Raw genomic sequence first — 22005 nt, 5'->3', positions numbered from 1 at the left:
CATGCCGTCCATCGATCCTGCCGCGAATGGAAGGTAGTCGCAAAAAGTCCGCCACATTTGGGCCAAATCGCTGACTTTGAAATGGTCGACGAACAAAGCTTCGCGCCTGACAGGGGCTCACACCCTCGCGGTACGTTGCGATCGCAAGTTATAGGTCACGCTGGCAACGATGATGAGGAGAATAGCCACTTGCGCGGCAATGGTTTGCACAGAGGGGTAAACGCCCAAGACATCGATACGCGGCATAGAGAGCGGCGTCACTTGCAACAGGCCAACTTTCTGCAGTGCCGCCACGCCCTTGCCAATCAGGACCACGGCAAGCACGCCAACCAAGGCGGAGCTGAACGCGAAAAATTGTCGAATCGGCAAACGCGCCGTCGATCGCAGGAGCAGAAACGCAATCACTGCCAGCACAGCAATACCGCAACCGAGTCCCGCGAGCATGTAGGCACCGTTGCCATCGGACCACAGGGCCGCGTAGAAGAGCACGGTCTCAAATACTTCCCGGTAGACCGTGACGAACGATAGCAGGAAGAGCATAAACGCCGATTTCCTGTTCAATGCCGACGACAGCTTTTCCTTCACGTACGATTGCCAGCGTCCCGCCAGACTCTTCTGGTGCATCCACATGCCGACGCCGAGTAGGACGACCGCCGCGAAGACCGCGGAGAAGCCTTCGGTCATTTCGCGACTAGCGCCGCTCAGATCAACGACGTAGGTAGCTACCGCCCACGTCAATCCACCGGCTCCCAGCGCAGTGACCCAACCCGCGTGAACGTAGGGAAGGACGTCAGTGCGATTGGCCTTCTTGAGGAACGCCAGCATGGCTACGACTACCAACAGCGCTTCAAGCCCTTCACGAAGCAGGATCGTAAAGGCGCCAAGGAAGGTCGAGAATGCGTCATTGGCGCCTGCGAGCGCTTCCTGCGCCTCGTCCAGCCTTGACTGCAGTTGCGCTGCGATGTCATGCGCGCGCTCTGCCTGGCCATTCGCGACGGCATTTCGATAGAGTCCCATCGTCTTCTCGATGTCCAGGAAGAGAGCCTGGTTCTTGGCAGCCAACGCAGGCTCAACTGGTTCGAACCCATCAAGATATGCGGACAAAGCCAGTTGCGATGCGGCCCGCGTGTCTCCCTTGTCAAGCGCAGTGACACTTTCCTTCAGCTTTTCCTTGGCGATTGAGAGACTATCGGTGGTCGATGCGGCCAGTACGTCCGGTGAGCTTCGCAGGTATGCAAGACCATCACGAGAGGTCTGTGCACCCACGAATTTAGCAAGTGCCGCCTCCGAGGTCTGGCTAAGCTTGTCGAGCGTGGGAACCGCCGCGCGCAGCCCCGGTTCAGCAGTCCAAAGCTTGGCGCCCGCCTGGCGGTCAGTATCTGAATAAGACAGCGTCGAAGCAAAATAGGCCAGAGCCCATCGGTCGTCTTCGGAGAGATGGGCAAAGCCCGGCATCGATGTTCCCTCCACGCCGCGCGTGATGATCTGTTGCAAGGCAAAGACGCTGCGTTCCTGCGCGCGCGCGTGGTCGGCCAGCGCAATCGGGGGCGGGTTGAGTTTCGCTGCGAGGGGGCCGTCCGCGTTACCGGATACGCCGTGGCAGGACGCACAATGGCTTTGATAGAGCTTCGCCCCGTTCTGCAAATCAGGCGCCTTGCTTGGTGCCATAGGAACCGGATAGGCTGTGAGGACGCCGCTGGCCAACTTCCGAGCCAGTTCGGCGACAGTTTCTGGCGAGGCCTTCGCTGCGATGGACAAACGCAATGCGCCAGCTTCCTTGCCTAGTTGTTCGGAGGCGGGTCCTGGCGGCAATTCGCCTAGCTGTCGCGCGACCGTCTGCGCGAACTCTTGCATCTCGGCATATTCAGCCTCATTGGTGATGCGGCCATCGTTGACTGAACCGCCATAGTCAACGGCAAGGTAGTCCAGCAATTGCCAGACTTGCTTGGCCTTGTCTTGCGTGGATAGAGGCTCGGCCAAAGCCGTCGAGACGGATAGCGCCAAGGAGACTAGAACGAGGGAGAGGATGCGCAGGGCTTGCATGAGGAACACGCCGGGCGGGCGGCAGTTTTCGCGGACAAATGCGAATGATTGTAATTCATATCGTTTGCGCGAGCGACCCATCTTGGTGATGGAAGTATGGGGAATCGCGCTTGACTCTATAGCCGCTAGAGGGCGTAGAAATAACAACGTTAGTCAATACTGGCGACCTACTTTGAGTCAGCGCAACACAAACCGATGGGGACTTCCGGCGGATTGCTCGTATGGGGTCGAGCCAAGTGCAGCCGCGTGCAAGATGCGGGAGGGTGCAATGCGCTTACGTGAGGTGCGCACAACTTCGGGCGACCCTCCGCCTCGGCTTTCAGGCGTTCGCACGATTGCGAACAATAGAACCCAACGCCCCCATATCGCGAGTCCTTACCGTATGGTGGGATGCGAGGGGCGGAGGATGGTGATCCGATGAGTTGGGCACTTGTTCTCTACGACTGGAGCGGCTGGAATCGAGAGATCTTCCTACTGGTCAATGAAGGCACGCCGGCAATGTTCTTGCCTTTGGCCAAGCTGTTTAGCTACCTATTGGGCAACTATTGGACCGCGCCTGTTGTCATGGGAGGCTTTTGGGTCTGGTCAAGAACAACCTCGGATGTAGATCGTTCGTTGGAGCTACAGGCTCACTTGGCACGATTTGTAGTCGCATTCGGTATGGCATTTGCTGTAGTTGGAGCATCAAAGTTTCTCTTCGATTTCCCGCGGCCGGCTGCCGTGTTCGGTCACCTGTGGCATTCAATCGGTTCAATTGAGACGCACTACAGTCTTCCGAGTGGACATTCCACGTACGCCGCTCTGGTTGCTGGTGGGTTATGGCCAATGGTCCGCGCCCACTGGCGACCGGCTCTACTTACCTATGTCGCGCTAGTCGGCTGGTCACGTTTGGCCACAGGGATGCACTTCCCGGCGGACGTCTTGGCGGGCTGGTTAGTAGCGCTCGGCAGTTTGGCTCTTTCGAGCCGGTTATTGAAGGGGGCTGCTTAACGTACCAAGGATCGTCGTGCCGGGGTAACAGGCGAGGAGTGCAACCATGCCATGGAGTCTGCAACAACGTCGCATCGTACGCGATTCGATGCTTGCCTGCTTAGTTTGCGCGGTAGTTCTTGGCGCGGGTTATATCTGGCTTCCCCCCGCTCTGTTCGGCCTCGATGGACAGCTTGGTATTGGCGACCGTGTCGCGTTTGCGCTCAAGGCCGATCTCCCTGTTTTCCTATGGTTAGCAGATTGCGTGAGAGCCGTAAGCAAGGGACGCTTTTTATCGCAAGCCGATATCCAGGGCTCGGCGTTTTCGCGTCCTAGTCCCGCTATTGAGCTGCGCGTGGCGGTGCTACAGAACTCGCTCGAACAGACCGTACTGGCGGTAGGCGCGCATTTGATTCTTGCGACAGTGCTGTATGGCGCCGAACTTAGGCTGATGCCGATTCTGGTGAGCTTGTATCTGCTCGGTCGTATCACGTTCGCGGTTGGCTATGCGCGGCATCCTACCGGTCGGCTTTTGGGATGGCGATGACTGGGATTTCGACCGTTGTGGTGCCTACACGCTTGCGGTGGCTCTCATTCTCTCGGGGCGCTGAAGGAGGGGGGCCGTTTCATCGGACAGATCAGGCCCCTGCCTCGCGTTCGACCGTGGCATGCATGCCGTAACGGATTTGGTAGACGGTATTGCACCTCCAGCCGGCGGTTCATCAGGTCAAAGTCGAGTCGTTCTATCCCCTCCACCTTGCCCAGGCGCTTGCGAATCAGGGCTTCCTCGGTGGGGCAGTCCATGTTGGTGATCAGGAACTGCGTGGTGTTGCCCGTGGCTGCAGGGACGAGCGAGATGGCAGTGCCGCAGGGACCTCAGCCGGCCTCGATGGAATGAACCCAGCATTGCACCATGTCAGACAAAGTGGATGATGCTTCTATGCCTTGAAGGGTCACATCGCGTGAGTGAACATGAATTACCTACAGAGCGGGGCCAAGCATCTCCGCGCAGCCTGCTGCGACCTCCCATGAAGGTTTCCTACTTGCTGCTGGCGTCCAGCGCTTTCATGACGTCTTCAGTGATGTCAATGCGCGGATTCACATAGACTGCCTGTATGACAAGGTCGTACCCGCGCTGCTCGGCAAGCTGGCGAATCGCCTGCTGGGCGCGCTCTTGCACCCGTGCCAGTTCCTCGTTTCGGCGCTGTTGCAAGTCCTCTCGGAATCCACGCTGCTTGCGCTGGAATTCGTGGGTCAGCTCGGCCACTTCGTGCTGGCGGCGCTGATGGTCAAGATCTGTGAGCACGGCCGCTTCCTTCTCGAGCTTGTCAGCCAAGGCCCTGGTCTTCCGGTCCATGTCCTGCAGTTCACGGTCGCGCGTGGAAAACTCCTGTGCAAGCCTGTTGTGGGCCTGCCTGGCTGGCAACGAGTCCGGCAGAATAAGTTCGGAATTGACTACGGCAATGCGCGCTGGCTGCGCTAGCACCGGTCCTACCGCGCACAGCATGGCGGCGGACAGCGCCGCCGCTATCAGAGTTTTCGGATGTGGGGTTGGCGTTTGCATGAGCGACGGAGCCGTACCTTTTGTGAGTGTATGGCGGTTACCGGTTACTTCTCGGAGTGGCGTTTGGCATGCAGAAATTCATGGGCTCGAGTGTAGTGAAATCGAAGATGTTGCAGCACATTGGATCGGTCGGCTTGGATCCCGCGCTCGGCAGGTTATAGAGCAGTGCCGAGGCATGCCCCAATGATATGGCCGGTCGCCTTTAGCCCAGCGCCTCTCATTGGCAGCCTGTCAGCTGATATGTCGGTGCGATTTGACACCATGTAGTGGCTACAGGGTCAAGACAAGGCTGCACGCATATATGCCGCCTGCTACGAACAAAGCACCCGCGCCGCACTTCAGGAGAAAAGTTCGGCAAACGCGTAGCGTTTTCCTTGACCCTATGGCAGCTACACAGTGCTAGATGAAGCACTAGAAGGGGCTAGCCCAAACTGGCGTGGACCTTGTTGGCTGGTCGCGTCTGGTCGCAGGCATGCATTTCCCGGCAGACGTTTTGGCGGCTTGGGAGGCGCACTTGGGAGTCTGTGCCTTTCTGCGGGGCTATGGCAGAGGCTGCCTTGCGCGTCGGGAACGCTTCCGCCTGCGCTGTTTGGGGTGGCGCACATGCCGCTTAGCGCCGGCGACAGGAAAGCGTTCGCTGAAGGCGGATCTGCCTGTAGTCCTTCGTGGGATCCGCGTCCCTACTCTTCTCCCAACAGCTGTGGTGTCTGATGGGCTGTTTTCGTAAGGCCCTCCAGAATGCCGCAGTCCTTGGCCTCTCGCGACAGACCGCATTGACTGCGCAATTGCTTCAGGTCACGTTCCAATGCCATCAACTCTTGTATGCGGCGCGCCACGTGTCGAATGTGGCCTTCTAGCAGGACGTTGACCTCTCCACAGTCCTCGTGGGGCGCATCCTTGAGACGCAGCAAGGACCGAATCTCGTTCAGGGTCATGTCCAACGAGCGGCAATGGCGGATGAACGCCAACCGCTCAAGGTGCTGGGAAGCGTAGAGTCGGTAGTTTCCAGAGGAACGAGCCGGCGCCGGCAGTAAGCCTTCATGCTCGTAGAAGCGAATAGTCTCCACCGTGGTGCCGGCGGTTTGAGCAAGTTTGCCGATCTTCATGCTTTTCCCCTTTGTTGGGCTCCTGTCTGACGCCCTCCATGCCGGATGGTGTCGACAAATTCAAGTCCGTGCAGTGTGAATGGAGGTTTGGACTGTGCCGTACAGACAATCCGAGCGCCACGCAGCGGCGCTGGCCGGACTCCGAATGTGGACACGAAGGTGCGCGTCAGGTGCGCGCTGTCGGCGAAGCCGGCGAGATGAGCAGCCTCGGTGAGCGTACAACCATCGGAGAGGGTGCGCACCGCACGCTGCAGGCGCAACCAACGCACGTACGCCCGGAACGACAGTCCGCTCGCCTCCGCGAACCAATGCATGAAACGGGAGGACGACAGGCCTACGGCGTCGGCGGCATGTGCGACATGCACGGGTCCCTCCAGCGACGTTTCCAGCCACTGGAGGACCGCAGCCCAACGCGAAGCCTCCGTGGCAGGTTGTGACACATTCGCTGTTTCAGACGGCATTGCGCCTCGCAGCCAGCGGTCCAGCTCATGTTCCAGCATATCCGCCTGCACGGGGCTCGGCGCCATCGTGGCTGCGGGCCGACGGCCAGTAGGGCAAACGCTGTGCATGGTCGGGTCGAGAAACACCATGCGCACCGGGCCGGCCGCTACGAGACGATGCGGCACCCCGGCCGCAAGAAAATGTCCCGGGGCCTGCAATCCGCCCCAGGCCCCTTCGAGGAGCAACATCCCCTGTTTGCTCCATGCCAACTGAGCTGCTTGATGTCGGTGCAACCGACCGGCCTCTATCGGTCCGATGTAAATGGCCCAGCCGCGGCCGATGGTCAGCAGCGGCTGCCTGTCGGATGCTTCGTGTTCATCCGCGGGCTGGGCGTGCCTGCATTCTGCCGAAGAGCTCATGGAACACGATCAAGGCAGCACCGAGTGTGATGCCGATGTCAGCCACATTGAAGGCCGGCCAATGGTACGAACCCCAATGAAGATCGATCCAGTCGACCACCGCTCCGCGTGCGACCCGGTCGATCATATTGGCCAACGCGCCGCCCAAGATCAGTCCGTAGCTGATCCGCTCGGTATCGGTGGTACCAGTACGCCGAATCATGTACACAAGGAACGCGGAGGCCGCCAAGGCAATTCCAATGAAAAAATATCGCTGCCAGCCCCCCGCGCCGTGCAGAAAACTGAAGGCGGCACCTCGGTTCAGCACATGCACGACGTTGAGGACGGGCAGCCAGTCGAGGCTTGCACCGTAGTCGACCCAGGCCACGATGGCTACTTTCGTCCCGATATCCATCGCCACGATAAGGGCCGCCAATACGAAACCCAGGCCAATGCTGCGATCAGCCCGCATGGTGGTCACTCTCAGTGGAGGGGCTGGTCCCCAGCAGGCGCAGTCCGTTGAACACCACGGCCAGGCTTGCGCCCATGTCGGCAAGAATCGCGAGCCACAGGCTGGCATGGCCGGTGAAGGCCAGCACCATGAAGACCGCCTTGGTACCGATCGCGAAGGCGATGTTTGCCTTCAGCACGCCACCCACCCGGCGCGACAGCTTGATGAACTCAGGCAGCTTGCGCAGGTCGTCCTGCATCAGCGCCACGTCGGCGGTCTCGATCGCGGTGTCGGTGCCAGCAGCGCCCATCGCAAAGCCGATGTTCGATTTGGCCAGCGCGGGCGCATCGTTGACGCCATCCCCGACCATGCCTACCGGCGCCTTCGCGCCAAGCTCTGCGATCGCAGCCAACTTGTCGTGCGGCAGCAGGTCGCCGCGCGCGTCGGTGATGCCCACCTGGGCGGCCACCGCTTCCGCGGTCTTGCGGTTGTCGCCGGTAAGCATCACCGGCTCTACGCCCAACTGCTTGAGCGCCGCTACCGCACGCTTGCTGCTGTCCCGGACCGTGTCGGCAACTGCCAGGACACCCAGTGCCTGCTTATCGGTGGCAAGCACCACTGCTGTCTTGGCCTGCGCTTCCAGGCTCTCCAGCAGCTTGCGGACCTGCTCGCTGGCCACGCCAAGCTCATTTGCCAGGCGGTGGTTGCCGACGTAGTAGGTCTGGCCGTCGATGTCGCCCTTGACGCCACGGCCAGCCAGAGCCTCGAAGCGTTGCACTGAGGCGTGCGGCTTGTCGCCGTAGGCGTTGACGATAGCTGTGGCCACTGGATGTTCGGACAACGCATCCAGGCTGGCGGCAATGCGCAGCACTTCCGTCTCCGAGAGCGCGCCCGTCGGTACCGTATCGGTCAGCGCCGGGCGGCCGTGCGTAAGGGTGCCAGTCTTGTCCAGTGCCACCGCGCGCAGCAGACGCCCTTGCTCCAGGTACAGGCCACCCTTGACGAGGATGCCACGCCGCGCGGCCGCAGCCAGGCCGCTGACGACCGTCACCGGTGTCGAGATCACCAGGGCGCAGGGACAAGCAATCACCAGCATCACCAGCGCCTTGTAGACCCATTCGAACCAAGGCGCCCCAAAGAACAGCGGCGGGATCACGGCAATGGCGATCGCCAGCGCAAAGACAGAGGGGGTATAGACGCTCGCGAAACGATCAACGAAACGCTGCGTCGGCGCGCGCTGGCCTTGGGCTTCCTGGACCGAGCGCGCGATACGGTCGAGCGTGGTCTCTCCCTTGCGCGAGTGCACTTCGAATTCCAATGTGCCGCGCTCATTGATCGTGCCCGCGAACACCGTGTCGCCGGGGTTCTTTTCCACGGGCATGCTTTCGCCGGTGATGGGCGCCTGGTTGATGGCTGATGCGCCCGACACCACGACCCCATCCAAGGCGATACGTTCGCCGGGACGAACGCGCACGACGGCTCCAAGCGGCACTGTCTCGGCCTTGACCTCTTGCCAGCGACCGTCGTCCTGGCGGACGAGTGCGGTTTCCGGCGCCAGGTCCATCAGCTTGCGAATCGCGTTGCGCGCCCGGTCCAGGCTTAGCGCTTCGATCATCTCCGCGATGGCGAACAGCCAGATCACCACGGCGGCTTCCGGCCACTGGCCGATCAAAGCGGCACCGATGACGGCAATCGTCATCAGGAGGTTCATGTTCAGTGACAGCGTGCGCAGCGCGATCCAGCCTTTCTTCAGGGTCTCGATACCGCCCAACGCAATGGCCGCCAGCGACGCGGCCACCACCGGCCATGCCGATTCACCCATCCCGGCGAATGTGAGGACTTCCGCGCCAACCGCCAGCACGCCGGCGGCCCCCATGCGCAGCCACTCCGCCTTCGAAATGCCGGTGCCAAAGTCCCTCGTGACTGCGGGGGCAGGCCGACTATGGTCGCGCAGCACCGGCTGCATGCCAAGTCGCTCAATGGCCGCTGTGATTGGCACCTCGTCCTTCAGCGAATGGCTGACGGTCAGGGTCCGGCTCATCAGGTTGAACTGCAGGCTGCTGACACCCGGCATGCCTTCCAACGCCTTGCGCAGCAGCGCCTCTTCGGTCGGGCAGTCCATCTTTTCGATCAAGTAGGTGGCTTGTCCCTTGGAACTTGCCCCTGCCTCGCGCTCGACCGTGGCATGCATGCCGATCTCGCGCAGTGCGCCGAGGACCGGTGCCGGATCGGGCAGGCGGTGTTGCACCTCCAGTCGGCGATTCATCAGGTCGAAGTCGAGGCGTTCGATGCCCTCCACCTTGCCTAGGCGCTTGCGGATCAAAGCTTCCTCGGTGGGGCAGTCCATGTTTGTGATCAGGAACTGCGTGGTATTGCCCGTGGCTGCAGGGACGAAGGAGACGGGGGGCGTGCCGCAGGGACCGCAGGCAGTCTCCGTTGTCGCTGCGCAATTCGCGCCCGGAGGAGTTGTGTCTTCGCCCAGCCTTGCCTGCATGCCGATCGATTGCAACGCCGTCAGCAGGGGTTCCACCGAGGACAAGGTGTGGACGACAGACAGCTGGCGTGCGGGTAGGTCGAACTCGAGCGACCGGACGCCGGCCAACGGCTCCAGCCGCGCGCGGATCGCCGCCTCTTCGGAGCGGCAATCCATGTTTGGAATCGTGAATGTGTCTTTTGACTCTTCTAACGCAGCGCTCTGGCTGCCGGCGCAGGATCCAGCGCACGCGGATCCGCAAGCGGCGTTGCCCGCGGCTTCGCCGTCGTCCTCCATCGATGCTTGCATGCCGATCTCATGGAGGGCCTCCAGCAACGGCCCCGGGTTCGGTAGCCCATGCCGGACGGTGAGGCGGCGCTGGGGAAGGTCGAACGAAAGGGACTCTACCGCTGGCAATTTGGCAAGCCGTGCACGGATTGCCGCTTCTTCGTTGCGGCAATCCATGTTGGGAATGCGGAAGACGGATGTCGCGCCGTTCAGGTCCTCCGCCTTCTTCCTTTCTTGAGTTGATCTCGCATCACTTTCGGCATGGGCTTGGTCGAGTTTCATCATTCGCCTCTTTCTGTATATGTCAGAATTTCACACCCTAAAGTAGATACAGAGTCAAGGGCTCTGCCTCCTGGTCGGAGGTTAAGTTGCCTCGGAACGGGCCTTTTCCTCATGTTCTGTCGCGTCAACCAGGATTTCACGACCTCCGTTAGCGGCGATCGCAGATACCACCAGACCCAGAACCAGGTCTGGCAGGTTGGAGCCCGACCACATCACGAGCGCTCCGGACAACACAATGGCCAGATTCACAATCGAGTCGTTGCTGGTGAATATGGCGGAAGCCTTGAAGTTGACGTCTTCCCCGCGGTGGCGTTTCAGTAAGCGCAAGCAAATAATGTTCAGCGCCGCATTGATCGCTGCCATGACCATCATCGCCGGCCCCAATGGCGCCTCGCCGCCAAAGAACCGGCGCAGGACTTCCACGCATAGCATCAGGGCCAGCCCAATCAAAAGCCACCCCGATAGCCGCGCTGCCCGCACCTTGATGGCTCGCGATCGGCCGACGGCGTACAGGCTGACGCCATACACCAACGCGTCGGCAAGGTTGTCCAGAGCCGCACCAAGCACCGCCGTGGACGCCGCCCAAAGGCCCACGCCCATACCTGCCAGACATTGGCTGACATTAATCAGTAGTACCAGCCACAGAATCCGGCGGTCGGCCGCCTGACTCGCGTCGAGGTCAAGGCGTTCTTTGTCGGGGAAGTGGTCGTTCATGCAACTCCTTTGTTAACCCGCCTGTTTCCACAGAAGATCTGAGTAATTTCACACCCCGTACCTGCTATAGAGTCAAGACGTCGCCCGCACACAGCATGTTTATTCAAGCTAGCTGTCTGTCGCTTGGAGAAACTGGAGGAAATTGAACTCTGGAGTCGCAATGACAGCGCGTTCTGTGGTGCGGTACGGCGCCTATCCGACCATCATGGCCCTGGTAATCACAGGGGTTTCGGTCGCCCCATCCCACGGCACGCCGCTGGCTTGGCTGGCGTTGTGGGCCGCCGCCGGGCTATTTCTTGTTGCTTGGCTGGAGCGCATTGTCCCGTTCGATGCACGGTGGCAAAAGCGGGATCTCGACTTTCCGGCGGATGTCGCCCATGCCGTTGTGAATTTGGCCGTGATGCACGGTGCCGTGCTGGGGTTCGTGGTGCTGCGGGAAGGAACGGGTTGGCCCAAGCTATGGTGGCCTGCGGAATGGCCATACTTGTTGCAGGTATTACTCGCAGGGGCGCCACTGGACCTGTCGCTGTATGCCGTCCATCGGCTCAGCCACCACTACGGCTTTCTGTGGCGGCTGCACAGCATTCATCATTCGTCGCGGCGGCTCTACTGGCTAAACGGGGAACGCCGCCACCCGCTGCATGCAGCCCTGATGGCGGGTCCGGGCTTACTGGTCCTGGGCATACTAGGCGCGCCGGCCGAGGTAGTGGCCGGCTGGTTCGCAATCCTGGCGGTCCATCTGGCATTCCAGCATGCCAACCTGGACTATAGCCTGGGGCCGGTGCGGTATATGTTAGGCGTGGCAGAACTCCATCGCTGGCACCATCGGGAGCGCTTCGCGGACGCGCAGGTCAATTTCGGGGAGTTCTGGCTGGTATGGGACCACCTCTTCGGTACCTTCTATCAACCGCAGGCGCCACTGGGCGCAATCGGCATCGAAGGCGACCCGGTGCCGCACCGCTACGGCGAGCAACTGATTTATCCGTTTGAACGACCGGATCCGCAAGTTCGTCTGGCCACCGAAGACGTCTCGCAGGGCCGCGATGCTGATGTCTAAAGCCGCTCTCGTTGGTGAAACCGGCTCGCAAGCTGCATCCAGCATGAATGCTCAGGTGGGATCTGACAGGACTATTTGCGCCGTCTTGAAGTTATGCGACGTCGCGTGGACGAACCTGATCTGTCATTCTCGAGGCCGCGCTTGATGCGCATCTGGCGACGAAAATGCCAGGCAAGCGAACCTGTAGCACACACCGTGAACGCCACGGCAAACACGATGACAACGATGACTTCACGTGGCAGGTCGAAGGGTGGGCGGCTCACTGTGGCCGAACGTTCATGGAAAGCGGTTTCGATCCCGACGACGCCATTCGGAGGTCTACCGAAGCGGCGTGACGGAGGATTTTGGCCATGGCAGGCGGCACACTGCCCCGATGCGAGCGGTGGTGCCGCCTGAGTTTTACTTGCGCTGCATGTCCACGACTGTCGGCTTGCCGTCGACCGTGTCGAATACGGCGGTAACCGCATCACCTTCCTTGAAGTCCTTCAACGAAGCGCGATCCTTGACCGGGAACGCCATGGTCATGGCGGACATGCCGAGATTTTCGATCGGGCCGTGCTTGAGGGTAACTTTCCCTGCCTTCGCATCGATCTTCTTTACCTCTGCCGCAACCGGGTGGGGGGCCTGCTTCGTTTCGGCTGACGGCTTCATGTCCATGCCCTTCATATCCATGCCGTCCATCGACCCTGCCGCGAACGCAGCCGGTGTGGCAGCGAGAGCAGCCATGATGGCAAGAGTTTTGACGTATTTCATTGTGATTCCTCCGGGAGTGAGGGGTGGGTGGAAAGTGAGACAGATTCGGCCTGCCGTCTGCGTATCAGCAAGTACACCGCCGGCACAACAAACAGGGAAAGCAATGGCGCGGTGACCATGCCGCCAACCATCGGAGCCGCAATGCGCTGCATGACCTCCGAGCCGGTGCCATGCGACCACATGATGGGAATCAGGCCGGCAAGAATGACAGCGACGGTCATGGCCTTGGGGCGGACCCGCAGCACTGCCCCTTCCTGAATGGCGTCCAGCAATGCGGACACGCTGGTTTCGCCTCGGCCCTCGCGTTCGCTCCAGGCTTGCTTCAGGTAGAGCAGCATGATGACGCCGAACTCGGCTGCCACGCCGGCAAGGGCGATAAAGCCGACAACCCCCGCTACCGAAAGGTTGTAGCCCAGCAAGTAAAGCAGCCAGAATCCGCCGATGAGCGCCAGCGGCAGCGTGCCCATGATCAGTAGCGCTTCATCGAGACGGCCGAACACCAGGTACAGCAACACGAAGATGATCAGCAGCGTGAACGGCACCACCACCTTCAGCTTCGCGGTGGCCCGCTCCAGATACTCGAACTGACCCGACCAACTGAGGGAATAGCCCGCTGGCATCGGGACCGCCTTGGCCACGGCGGCCTGCATGTCCTGGACGGCCGAACGCAGGTCACGTCCGCGAATATCGACGTACACCCAGCCCGACAGGCGGGCGTTTTCGCTGCGCAGCATCGGCGGTCCTTGCACCACCTGGAGGCGCGCCACGTCGGACAGCGTGATATGCTGGCCACGGTCGGTGACAATGGGCAGGCTGCGCAGTTGTTCCACCGAGTCGCGGTAGTCCCGTGGATAACGCACATTGATCGGAAAGCGCGCCAGCCCGTCGACCACTTCCCCGACGTTGTCGCCACCGATGGCCGAGGACACGATGCTCTGGACATCCTCGATGTTGAGCCCATATCGCCCGGCGGCCATCCGGTCTATGTCGACATCGACGTAGCGCCCGCCGGACAGGCGTTCGGCGAGTGCAGAGGTGACGCCCGGCACCGCCTTGACAGCATCCTCGATCCTCGTGGCCAGTCGGTCAATTTCCTTCAGGTCGGTGCCCGCCACCTTAATGCCGACCGGGCTCTTGATGCCGGTGGCGAGCATGTCGATGCGGTTGCGGATCGGCGGCACCCAGATATTGGACAGGCCGGGCACCTTCACCACGCGGTCGAGCTCCTCCACCAGCTTGTCCGTCGTCATGCCGGAACGCCACTGGTCGCGCGGCTTGAACTGGATGGTGGTTTCGAACATCTCGATGGGCGCCGGGTCGGTCGCCGTGTCGGCGCGGCCGGCCTTGCCAAACACGGTGGCTACCTCGGGAACGGTCTTGATTAGGCGGTCGGTCTGCTGCAGCAACTGCGCTGCCTTGCCGGTGGACAGCCCCGGGAGCGCCGACGGCATGTAGAGTAGGTCACCCTCATCGAGAGGCGGCATGAACTCGCCGCCAATTCGCATGATCGGCCAGGCGGTCGCGACGAGCAGAATTGCCGCGATCGCTACAGTGGTCTTCGGGTAGGTGAGCACCTTGGCCAACACTGGCTGATAGGCGCGAATCAGCCACCGACTGAGGGGATTGGACTGCTCCGTGGGGATCCTGCCACGGATCATGTAGCCCATCAGGACCGGCACCAGGGTGACGGAGAGGCCCGCCGCCGCGGCCATGGAGTAGGTCTTGGTAAAGGCCAGCGGCGAAAACAGTCGGCCCTCCTGCGCCTCCAGCGTGAACACCGGAATGAATGACAGCGTGATGATCAGCAGCGAGAAGAACAGCGCCGGTCCAACCTCAGCCGCCGACTCGCCGATCACGCTCCAGCGTTCATGGCCGGTGAGATCCAGGCCGGGCTTATCCGCATGCCAATGCTCGAGATGCTTGTGCGCGTTCTCGATCATGACGACCGCGGCATCGACCATGGCGCCGATGGCAATGGCGATGCCGCCCAGCGACATGATGTTGGCATTGACACCCTGGTATCGCATGACCAGAAACGCGGCCAGCACACCCAGCGGCAATGAAACGATGGCAACCAGCGCGGAGCGCAGGTGGAACAGGAAAACCAGGCAGACCACCGCGACGACGATAAACTCTTCGATCAGCTTGTGGGTCAGGTTTTCCACCGCCCGGTTGATCAGGGCGGAGCGATCGTACGTGGTGACGATCTGGACGCCTGCCGGCAGGCTCTTCTGCAGCGTGGCGAGTTTGGCTTTGACCGCTTCGATGGTTTCCAGCGCGTTCTTGCCCGAGCGCATCACGATGACACCGCCGGCGACCTCTCCCTGGCCGTCGAGCTCGGCGATGCCGCGCCGCATCTCGGGACCAAGCTGGACGGTGGCGACATCGCCCAGCCGCACCGGGATGCCGGCGTCGCTGGTCACCAGCGGGATCTGCCGGAAATCATCGAGCGTCTTCAGGTAGCCGCTGGCCCGGACCATGTACTCCGCCTCGCCCAATTCCAGCACCGAGCCGCCGGTTTCCTGGTTGGCGCCCTTGAGCGCCGTAAGCACCTTGCCCTGCGACAGGTTGTAGGCGCGTAGCCGGTCCGGCATCAGGACGACCTGGAACTGCTTCACCATGCCGCCGAGGGACGCGACCTCGGCAACATTGGGCAGCGATTTCAGCTCGAAGCGCAAGAACCAGTCCTGGAGCGCACGCAGTTGACTGAGGTCGTGCTGGCCGGTCTTGTCCACCAGCGTGTACTCGTAGATCCAGCCGACGCCGGTGGCGTCCGGCCCCAGCGCCGGCTTGGCGGCGCCGGGCAGGCGGGATTGCACCTGGTTCAGATATTCCAGCACGCGGGAGCGCGCCCAATACAGGTCGGTGCCGTCCTCGAATAGCACATAGACAAACGAGTCACCGAAGAACGAGTAGCCGCGTACGGTCTTGGCGCCCGGGACCGACAGCATGGTCGTGGTCAGTGGATAGGTGACCTGGTTCTCGACAATCTGTGGCGCCTGGCCGGGAAACGGCGTGCGGATGATCACTTGCACATCGGACAAGTCCGGCAACGCGTCGAGCGGCGTGCTGCGCACGGCCCACAGTCCCCAGGCGGTCAGCATGACCGTGACCAGCAGGACCAGGAAACGGTTGCGGATGGAAGCAAGAATGAGCCGGGCGATCATGGCTTGGCCCCCTGGGTGGTGCCGGCCGGCTCGACTGCGGACAGGATCGCCAGGCCATCCTTGTCCAGGTGGAAGCGGAACCGGATGCGGTCGCCGGTCTTGAGCCCCTTCGGCAGGCCGGCAGGCGGCGCGGCGAAATCCATGGTCATCGCGCCCCACTGTGCCGAGGGAATCGGCCCGTGCGAGATGGTCAGGCCTTCGCGCGTCACGGCCTCGATGCGCCCGACGCCCTCGTGCTCGGGCGCAGCCGCAGCCGGCGCGGAAGCCGCTGTCGTGGCGCTCATGCGTTCGGCCGTGCCACGCAAGCTGGCTTCCGAATCGATGAGGAACTGCCCGGAGGTGACCACTTTCTGCCCCGCTTTCAGCCCGTCCAGCACCTCGACCATGCCGGCGGCCTCGCGCCCGGTCTTGACTTCGGTTGCCACAAAGCCGGCCTTGCCCGCATCGACCATGACGATGCTGCGCTGGCCGGTGCGGATGACGGACTCCAGCGGAATCATCAGCAATTCCTTCTGATCACCGCTGTCAAACCGGACCGTCACGAACATCCCCGGCAACAGGTGCCTGCCCTTGTTGGGCAGGACAATGCGCACCTTGATGGTTCGCGTGGCCGGATTGACATCGGGCAGGACGGTATCGACCTTGCCAACGATTGACTCGGTTGCGCCGGTCGGCGACACCTTGACCGCCCGGCCCGGAGCGATGGCGTGGGCTTGTCCCTCCGGTACCTCGGCAATCACCCAGACCTGGCTCAGGTCGGCCAGGCGAAACAGGGTCATGCCAGGAGACACAGTCATGCCCTCCCGGACCGCAACCTCTGTCACAAGGCCGTCGACGGGGCTCACAATGCCAAGAGTAGGCTGGAGCTTGCCGGATGATTCGACGGTGCTGACCTGGCCGGGGGTCATGCCAGCCTGCAGCATGCGGGCCTTGGCCGCGCTGCGCAGGTCGGATTGGCCACCCGCGGCCATGCGGGACACGGCAAGATATTCCTCTTGCGCGGCCACCCAATCGGGCGAGTACAGCGTCACCAGTGCTTGGCCGCGCCGGACCGGGTCGAGGGTCGCTTTGACCGCTACGTGCTGGACGAAGGCATTCGTCCGCGCCTGGATCACCTGGACACTGCGCTCGTCAATGGCGACATTGCCAGGTGCCTCGAGCACGGCGCTCATCCGGCTCGCCTTGACCTCAGTCGTGCGGATGCCCAAATTCTGCGCGACACGGCTGTCGACCGTGACGCCGCTGCCTCCGCTGCCTCCGGCATCCCCATCCGCATAAACGGGCACGAGCTGCATGTCCATGAAAGGGGACTTGCCTGGCTTGTCGAAACGCTGGCCGGGTACCATCGGATCGTGCCAGTACAGGATCTTCTTGCCAGTGTTCGGATCGGTGTCGCCTGCTTTGAGCGCAGACGCCGCGCCTGGCGCGGCCGTCTGCGCAGATTGTGTGCCGCGCATGACGCCGAGGTGGTAGGCGCCATAGAGGGCGGCACCGATGACAACGACGCCGGCGACCGCGGCAATGACTGGTTTCTTCATTTGCGTTCCTTGGTGGCTGGCTCGGTCTGCGCGGTAGGCAGCGGGATCAGGAAGGTCAAGTCGGCCCACAGCTTTGCCGTCCTGGCCTCCAGCGTCAGCCGCTCCACCGCTGTGTCGATGGCGCGATGGTTGGCCTCGGCGACGGCAAGCAGCGATCCGGTATTGGCCCGGTATGCCGTGAGCGCTGCCTCCGCCTGCTGATTGGCGAGCGGTAAGGTCTTCTCGTCGTAGCGTTGGAGCCGCTCAAGGTTGCGCTGCAGCTCGGCAAGTTTGGCGCCTACCATGGCCTGGGTATTGCGCCGGATGATTTCGGACTTGGCACGCGCTTCATTGGCCTGTGCCAGCCGGGCAGCGACGTCGCGGTCTTGGCGATTGCCCCGGTCCCAGGGCACCGGGAAGCTGACGTTGATCGACCCCATGTTGGAGAAGGCTGGGCCGCGCTGGCTGTACATCAGCTCGACCGTCACATCTGGTGTCCTGGCCTCCGTTGCCACCTGGATCTCCGACTCGGCCAGGGCCACGTCGCGCCGTGCCGCCGCGATCTCGGGAACCGCGTCGAATTCGTCTTTCGCCAGTTGCTGAATGCTCTGGGGTACGTCGAGCGGCGGGCGCTGCGACAGTGTGCGGTTAGCCGCAGGCCCGACCCAGCGCTGCAGATTAAGCATGGCGGTGGCTACGGCGGCCCGGTTTTCGTCGAGGCGGTCATGCAGCTTCTGGACTTCCAGCTCCATCGCCAAGACATCCGCACGCGTGCCACGCCCGCTGCGATAGGCGGCGGTCGCCGCCTGGAGCGCCAGGTCCAGGGGATGGCCGTGATGGCCTAGCAGGACACCGGTCTGCTCGGCATACCACCGATCGAGCCAGGCACCGACGGCATTCCGTTGCACGTTGGCCAGTCCGACCGCGCGCTGCGCCTCGGCGGCAGTCGCCTCGGCTTCAAAGCGCGCCGCCTTGGCGCGGCGCTTGTCCGAGCGCGTGAATTCCTGCATCACGCTGATGGACCGCATGGTCATGAAATCCCGCGTGAGCGAGAACTGGTCCGGCCCGGTCACGGGGACGTTGTTGAGTCCAAGTTTGAGCACCGGGTCCGGCAATTGGCCGGCGGAAACCGCCATTTGCACGGCTGCCTCGACGGCGCCTCGCGAGGATTCGGCATCGCTCGAGTGATACGCCGTTGGGTAGCTTCGCGCTCAAGAGTGCCAGCGGTAGCGCTCGCTGCGGTGGCGAATCGGCAGTCGCTGAGGCCGCTTCGCGGCGAGGCACCACGACCTTTGCAGGTGTCTCGATCGGCCGCGAATCCAGAACCTCCTGGACAACCGGCACGAATGCCGGCAATGCACCTCGCGCCTGCGCTGAATCTCGGTACTCCCGAATCCATTTGCGCAACTGATTAGCGTTGATGCCAGCCTTGAGAGCCGTGCCCGAAACCGATGCTCCCGATTGAAGGCAGAACTCAATCAGACGCCGCTTGGCCGCTGGCTCGTAGTCGCGCTTCCCATTGGAGCGGACTCGCACCGCCTGCAGCGGAAATAGGTCAATCTCGTCTTGGATCATGTTTGCGTCCGCAAAGTCTTTGCGGACGCAAGCCTGCCAACGTTCAGCGTTCAATACCAGACGTCGTCAATTGAGCGCTTACGGTGACGCCAGCCCGTTGGGATCCCAAGATGCCCTTGATCGCCAGCCTGGAGCAGGACAGCGCAACCAGCATCACTGGCACCCGCCTGTGGACGGTAATGCGGCGCTTCTTTGGCCAGGCTGCGGACATCATGGCCGTCGATCACCCGACAGTTGCGGAAAAGCTGCGGCGGGCCAGTCCCCACTGGATGCGGCATACGCACGCGACCCATGCCCTGGCCCGCGGCGTGGAGCTGACCACCGTGCGCGATAACCTTCGTCACGCGTCGGTGGCCACCACTTCGATCTACCTGCAAAGCGATGAGGTCAAGCGGGCACGCCAGATGGATCAGGCCTTTGCCGCCCGGTAGCCAGCTTCTGGCCGGGTTCCTGAAAGCTTAGCGTGCAATATTGTCCGTTTTCTGAAGCGACCCCAACGAGGCCGAATATGCTGAGATGCAGGAGTTCGCGCAGGCAGCCGAACGGCAGCTAGCCGAGTTGCCGCCAACGCCAGCCGCGCCAGAGCTGGCCAAGGAAGCGGCGGCGTTGCGTGCAGCCATTTCGGAGAAAGCACCGCCCGAAACGGTCGGGGAGCAAGCCCGCAGACTGGCCGGTGGACTCCTCGCGGCCTATCCGGTTCCGATGGCCCCTGGCAAGCTGCCCGATCTACAACAAGGGGCAAGGCTCTACCAAAGCCAATGTGCTTCGTGCCACGGCGTCTCCGGGCACGCGGACGGCCCACTGGCTGCAAAGCTGAGCCCGCCGCCGATCGCCCTGGCTGATCATGAGCGGGCCCAGGAGCGCAGCGTCTTTGCGCTCCAGCAGATCATCACGCGCGGGGTGGAGGGAACGTCGATGCCGGGTTTCGCCCAGCTCTCGGACGACGATCGCTGGGCGCTCGCCTATTTTGCCTCGACCCTCTCGTATTCGGATGCCGACCGCCAGGCTGGTGCCAAGTTGTGGGCATCGCAACCGGCTCTCCATGCAGCCGTGCCCACGCTGGCCATGTTAAGCCAGGCCTCCGAAGCTGCGCTCGCCAAGACGATCGGGGCGGACGTCTCGCGCCAGTTGACGGCCTACCTGAGGAGTACGCCAGGTTCACTCGCGACATCAAACACCGACAGCCTGGTGATTGCCAAAGATAAGCTGAAGGAAAGCGTGTCCGCCTTGGACAAGGGCGACAGGCAGGCGGCTTCGCGCTTGGCGTTGGCCGCCTACCTCGACGGCTTCGAGCCCGTCGAGCCGGCGCTCGCTGCCAAGAACCAGACGCTCTTCCAGCATATCGAGAAGACGATGGGGCTCTATCGCAATGCCGTGACCGCGGGCCAAGTGGAACGTGCCCACGAGATTGCACAGCAGTTGCAATCACAGCTTGACGAGGCACAGGAGGCACTGGGCGGCACCAATGACGCCGTCTCGACCTTCCTCGGCGCCCTGACAATCCTGCTGCGAGAAGGGCTTGAAGCCCTGTTGGTGGTCGTCGCGATGATGGCGTTCCTCAAGAAAGCGGATCGCACCGATGTCCTGCCCTACGTGCATGGGGGCTGGATTGCCGCGCTGGCGGCTGGCGGGTTGACCTGGGCGGTCGCCACCTACGTCGTCGACCTGAGCGGCGCCAGCCGCGAGATGACGGAAGGCTTCTCCGCTGTGTTTGCTGCGATCGTATTGCTCGGCGTGGGCATGTGGATGCACCAGAAGAGTCTTGCGGGTCGATGGCAAGCCTATGTGAAAGAGAAGCTGTCGTCGGCCTTGAACAAGAAATCGGCGCTGATGCTTTTCCTGCTGTCGTTCGTTACAGTCTACCGAGAAGTGTTTGAAACGGTCCTCTTTTACGCTGCTCTGTGGACAGAGGACAACAGCGTTTTCTTGCTCGCAGGGCTTGCGTCGGGTATCGCCATCCTGGCTGTGATCGCCATTGTCCTCCTCCGCTCCTCGGCGCGCCTTCCAATCCGTCAGTTCTTCGGTTTCAGCTCGGCATTGGTCGGCGTGTTGGCGGTCGTCCTGATCGGCAAAGGCGTGGCAGCGCTACAGAAAGTCGGCTTCCTGCAGGTTACGCCGATCTCGCTGCCCCGTATCGACGTCCTCGGCGTCTACCCGTCTGTCCAGACCGTCACCGCGCAAATTCTGATTTTGCTCATTATCGCGGCAAGCATCGCCTACAATTTCCGGTCGCAGCGGCCATCTACCCAGGCCTAACGCCGCCAAGGCGGTGCCACGCTAGGGAGCACGTCTCCACGGCTGATTTCCCTGCCATAGAACGTCGGGCGCCTCGCCTGGCGCCCCAACTGTGTGAATCCGGGCGCCACGATTCAGCCGTGCCGCTCCCGTGCGCCTCGCATGGGCGCGCACATCGTCCCGGCGCCAACCTGGCCTCAAAGGAATCGCCGTGACCGCATCCCCTCGCATCACGTTAAGCCAGATCCCTTCGGCGATCTGGTGCTGATGATTCAGTGGGCGAACGATTTCCGCGCCGTCTTCTGGGTGGCGGTCATCCCGGGCATTCTCTCCGTGCTGCTGCTGATGGTGGGGGTGCGAGAACCCGAGCCTCATGTCGGCGCCAAGCGAACCAATCCGATCAAGTGGACAAACCTTGTCCGTCTCGGCTCATAGTGGCAAGTCATCGCGATTGGGGCGCTGTTTACGCTTGCTCGCTTCAGCGAGGCGTTCTGGTCCTGCGTGCCCAGCAGGTCGGCCTGCCTCCGTACTTGGCGCCGCTGGTGTTGGTCGAGATGAACGTCGTATATTCGTTGTTGGCCTATCCGTTTGGCAAGCTCTCCGATCGCCTGCGTCATACCACGCTGCTGGTATGGGGTCTTGTGATTCTGATTCTCGCCCACCTCGTGCTGGCGATGAGCACACCCCCACGTACTCATCGTGGCTGAATCAGGCCGAGAACTGGTTTGCCCGTATCCAGCGCGACGTCATCACGTGTGGCGTGTTCACCAGTACGAAGGACCTCGATAAAAAGCTCAAGCGCTGGATCCGTCAATACAACAAGCTGGCCGCCCCGCTGAAATGGAAGTACTCCGATCCGACGCGCCGCATCCGGTGCGAATCTTCTGGTTCAGCGGACTAGTTGACCCTGAACGTGAAGGCGGGCTGCGCGAAGGCGGATTGTTGAATTCCGCTTCGCGCAGCGCGTAACGT

15 protein-coding genes and 5 pseudogenes are annotated in these 22005 nt (G+C 62.1%); 7 read left to right on the top strand and 13 right to left on the bottom strand.

Annotated elements, in window-relative coordinates:
• Positions 1-117: 117 nt before the first annotated feature.
• Complete coding sequence (locus E5S69_RS24540; RefSeq protein ID WP_053823089.1) at positions 118-2043, bottom strand: cytochrome c/FTR1 family iron permease; 1926 nt, start codon at positions 2041-2043, stop codon at positions 118-120.
• A gap of 417 nt (positions 2044-2460) precedes the next feature.
• Here E5S69_RS24540 and E5S69_RS24535 point away from each other — a divergent pair, with 417 nt between their 5' ends.
• The gene (locus tag E5S69_RS24535) at positions 2461-3033 is read left to right on the top strand and encodes a phosphatase PAP2 family protein (RefSeq protein ID WP_115737191.1); all 573 of its coding nucleotides are present in this window, start codon (positions 2461-2463) and stop codon (positions 3031-3033) included.
• A gap of 46 nt (positions 3034-3079) precedes the next feature.
• Complete coding sequence (locus E5S69_RS24530) at positions 3080-3559, top strand: MAPEG family protein (RefSeq protein WP_115737192.1); 480 nt, start codon at positions 3080-3082, stop codon at positions 3557-3559.
• 44 nt (positions 3560-3603) lie between these two features.
• Here E5S69_RS24530 and E5S69_RS32830 read toward each other — a convergent pair whose 3' ends face one another.
• The 7 genes from E5S69_RS32830 to E5S69_RS24495 all read right to left on the bottom strand — a co-directional run bounded on the left by E5S69_RS32830 (position 3604) and on the right by E5S69_RS24495 (position 10729).
• Complete coding sequence (locus E5S69_RS32830) at positions 3604-3825, bottom strand: heavy-metal-associated domain-containing protein (RefSeq protein WP_336510614.1); 222 nt, start codon at positions 3823-3825, stop codon at positions 3604-3606.
• Between the two features lie 226 nt (positions 3826-4051).
• Positions 4052-4576 (bottom strand): OmpH family outer membrane protein, encoded by a 525-nt coding sequence (locus E5S69_RS24520; protein ID WP_115737194.1) that lies wholly within the window; start codon positions 4574-4576, stop codon positions 4052-4054.
• 680 nt (positions 4577-5256) lie between these two features.
• Positions 5257-5682, bottom strand: a complete 426-nt coding sequence (cadR, locus tag E5S69_RS24515; RefSeq protein WP_053821795.1) for a Cd(II)/Pb(II)-responsive transcriptional regulator — start codon at positions 5680-5682, stop codon at positions 5257-5259.
• A complete protein-coding gene (locus E5S69_RS24510; protein ID WP_082371465.1) occupies positions 5679-6542 on the bottom strand; it encodes a helix-turn-helix transcriptional regulator in 864 nt (287 codons plus the stop codon). The genes cadR and E5S69_RS24510 overlap by 4 nt, the downstream gene beginning before the upstream one ends.
• Positions 6499-6993 carry a signal peptidase II gene (gene lspA, locus E5S69_RS24505; protein WP_053821794.1) on the bottom strand — a complete coding sequence of 165 codons (495 nt, stop codon included), beginning with the start codon at positions 6991-6993 and terminating at the stop codon, positions 6499-6501. The genes E5S69_RS24510 and lspA overlap by 44 nt, the downstream gene beginning before the upstream one ends.
• Positions 6983-10018: a heavy metal translocating P-type ATPase gene (locus tag E5S69_RS24500; RefSeq protein ID WP_171020347.1), complete on the bottom strand. Its 3036-nt coding sequence runs from the start codon at positions 10016-10018 to the stop codon at positions 6983-6985. The genes lspA and E5S69_RS24500 overlap by 11 nt, the downstream gene beginning before the upstream one ends.
• Positions 10019-10096: 78 nt before the next feature.
• Positions 10097-10729 (bottom strand): cation transporter, encoded by a 633-nt coding sequence (locus E5S69_RS24495; protein WP_053821792.1) that lies wholly within the window; start codon positions 10727-10729, stop codon positions 10097-10099.
• Positions 10730-10889: 160 nt separating this feature from the next.
• On the opposite strand from E5S69_RS24495, the gene E5S69_RS24490 reads away from it, so the two are divergent.
• Positions 10890-11786, top strand: a complete 897-nt coding sequence (locus tag E5S69_RS24490; protein ID WP_082371464.1) for a sterol desaturase family protein — start codon at positions 10890-10892, stop codon at positions 11784-11786.
• 399 nt (positions 11787-12185) lie between these two features.
• On the opposite strand, the gene E5S69_RS24485 is transcribed toward E5S69_RS24490, so the two are convergent.
• The 5 genes and pseudogenes from E5S69_RS24485 to tnpA all read right to left on the bottom strand — a co-directional run.
• The gene (locus E5S69_RS24485) at positions 12186-12539 is read right to left on the bottom strand and encodes a copper-binding protein (RefSeq protein WP_053821791.1); all 354 of its coding nucleotides are present in this window, start codon (positions 12537-12539) and stop codon (positions 12186-12188) included.
• On the bottom strand, positions 12536-15706 hold the full coding sequence (locus E5S69_RS24480; RefSeq protein WP_062799358.1) for an efflux RND transporter permease subunit: 3171 nt from the start codon (positions 15704-15706) through the stop codon (positions 12536-12538). Before E5S69_RS24480 ends, E5S69_RS24485 begins: the two co-directional genes overlap by 4 nt.
• A complete protein-coding gene (locus E5S69_RS24475) occupies positions 15703-17244 on the bottom strand; it encodes an efflux RND transporter periplasmic adaptor subunit (RefSeq protein ID WP_062799361.1) in 1542 nt (513 codons plus the stop codon). Before E5S69_RS24475 ends, E5S69_RS24480 begins: the two co-directional genes overlap by 4 nt.
• Positions 17241-18410, bottom strand: a pseudogene (locus E5S69_RS24470) (TolC family protein); the annotation flags it as partial. The pseudogene E5S69_RS24470 and the gene E5S69_RS24475, both read right to left, overlap by 4 nt.
• A gap of 55 nt (positions 18411-18465) precedes the next feature.
• A pseudogene (gene tnpA, locus E5S69_RS33010) lies at positions 18466-18798 on the bottom strand (IS66-like element accessory protein TnpA); the annotation flags it as partial.
• A gap of 77 nt (positions 18799-18875) precedes the next feature.
• Here tnpA and E5S69_RS24460 point away from each other — a divergent pair.
• From E5S69_RS24460 to E5S69_RS32470, 4 genes and pseudogenes are all read left to right on the top strand, one after another.
• Positions 18876-19229, top strand: a pseudogene (locus tag E5S69_RS24460) (tyrosine-type recombinase/integrase); the annotation flags it as partial.
• An 85-nt stretch (positions 19230-19314) separates the two neighbouring features.
• Complete coding sequence (locus E5S69_RS24455; protein WP_232348071.1) at positions 19315-21054, top strand: FTR1 family protein; 1740 nt, start codon at positions 19315-19317, stop codon at positions 21052-21054.
• A gap of 243 nt (positions 21055-21297) precedes the next feature.
• A pseudogene (locus tag E5S69_RS24450) lies at positions 21298-21713 on the top strand (MFS transporter); the annotation flags it as partial.
• A pseudogene (locus E5S69_RS32470) lies at positions 21713-21934 on the top strand (IS630 family transposase); the annotation flags it as partial. The pseudogenes E5S69_RS24450 and E5S69_RS32470, both read left to right, overlap by 1 nt.
• Between the last annotated feature and the right edge of the window lie 71 nt (positions 21935-22005).

It is taken from the genome of Cupriavidus necator, from assembly GCF_013141915.1.
Taxonomy (GTDB): domain Bacteria; phylum Pseudomonadota; class Gammaproteobacteria; order Burkholderiales; family Burkholderiaceae; genus Cupriavidus; species Cupriavidus necator_B.
Note: the sequence above shows the minus strand (reverse complement) of the source record. Positions and strands in the feature narration are given on the sequence as shown.

Bases quoted from the DNA above. Each gene is read 5' to 3' on its own strand.
- E5S69_RS24540 (WP_053823089.1), bottom strand. From the start codon at position 2,043: ATGCAAGCCCTGCGCATCCTCTCCCTCGTTCTAGTCTCCTTGGCGCTA.
- E5S69_RS24535 (WP_115737191.1), top strand. From the start codon at position 2,461: ATGAGTTGGGCACTTGTTCTCTACGACTGGAGCGGCTGGAATCGAGAG.
- E5S69_RS24530 (WP_115737192.1), top strand. From the start codon at position 3,080: ATGCCATGGAGTCTGCAACAACGTCGCATCGTACGCGATTCGATGCTT.
- E5S69_RS24520 (WP_115737194.1), bottom strand. From the start codon at position 4,576: ATGCAAACGCCAACCCCACATCCGAAAACTCTGATAGCGGCGGCGCTG.
- cadR (WP_053821795.1), bottom strand. From the start codon at position 5,682: ATGAAGATCGGCAAACTTGCTCAAACCGCCGGCACCACGGTGGAGACT.
- E5S69_RS24510 (WP_082371465.1), bottom strand. From the start codon at position 6,542: ATGAGCTCTTCGGCAGAATGCAGGCACGCCCAGCCCGCGGATGAACAC.
- lspA (WP_053821794.1), bottom strand. From the start codon at position 6,993: ATGCGGGCTGATCGCAGCATTGGCCTGGGTTTCGTATTGGCGGCCCTT.
- E5S69_RS24500 (WP_171020347.1), bottom strand. From the start codon at position 10,018: ATGATGAAACTCGACCAAGCCCATGCCGAAAGTGATGCGAGATCAACT.
- E5S69_RS24495 (WP_053821792.1), bottom strand. From the start codon at position 10,729: ATGAACGACCACTTCCCCGACAAAGAACGCCTTGACCTCGACGCGAGT.
- E5S69_RS24490 (WP_082371464.1), top strand. From the start codon at position 10,890: ATGACAGCGCGTTCTGTGGTGCGGTACGGCGCCTATCCGACCATCATG.
- E5S69_RS24485 (WP_053821791.1), bottom strand. From the start codon at position 12,539: ATGAAATACGTCAAAACTCTTGCCATCATGGCTGCTCTCGCTGCCACA.
- E5S69_RS24480 (WP_062799358.1), bottom strand. From the start codon at position 15,706: ATGATCGCCCGGCTCATTCTTGCTTCCATCCGCAACCGTTTCCTGGTC.
- E5S69_RS24475 (WP_062799361.1), bottom strand. From the start codon at position 17,244: ATGAAGAAACCAGTCATTGCCGCGGTCGCCGGCGTCGTTGTCATCGGT.
- E5S69_RS24455 (WP_232348071.1), top strand. From the start codon at position 19,315: ATGCAGGAGTTCGCGCAGGCAGCCGAACGGCAGCTAGCCGAGTTGCCG.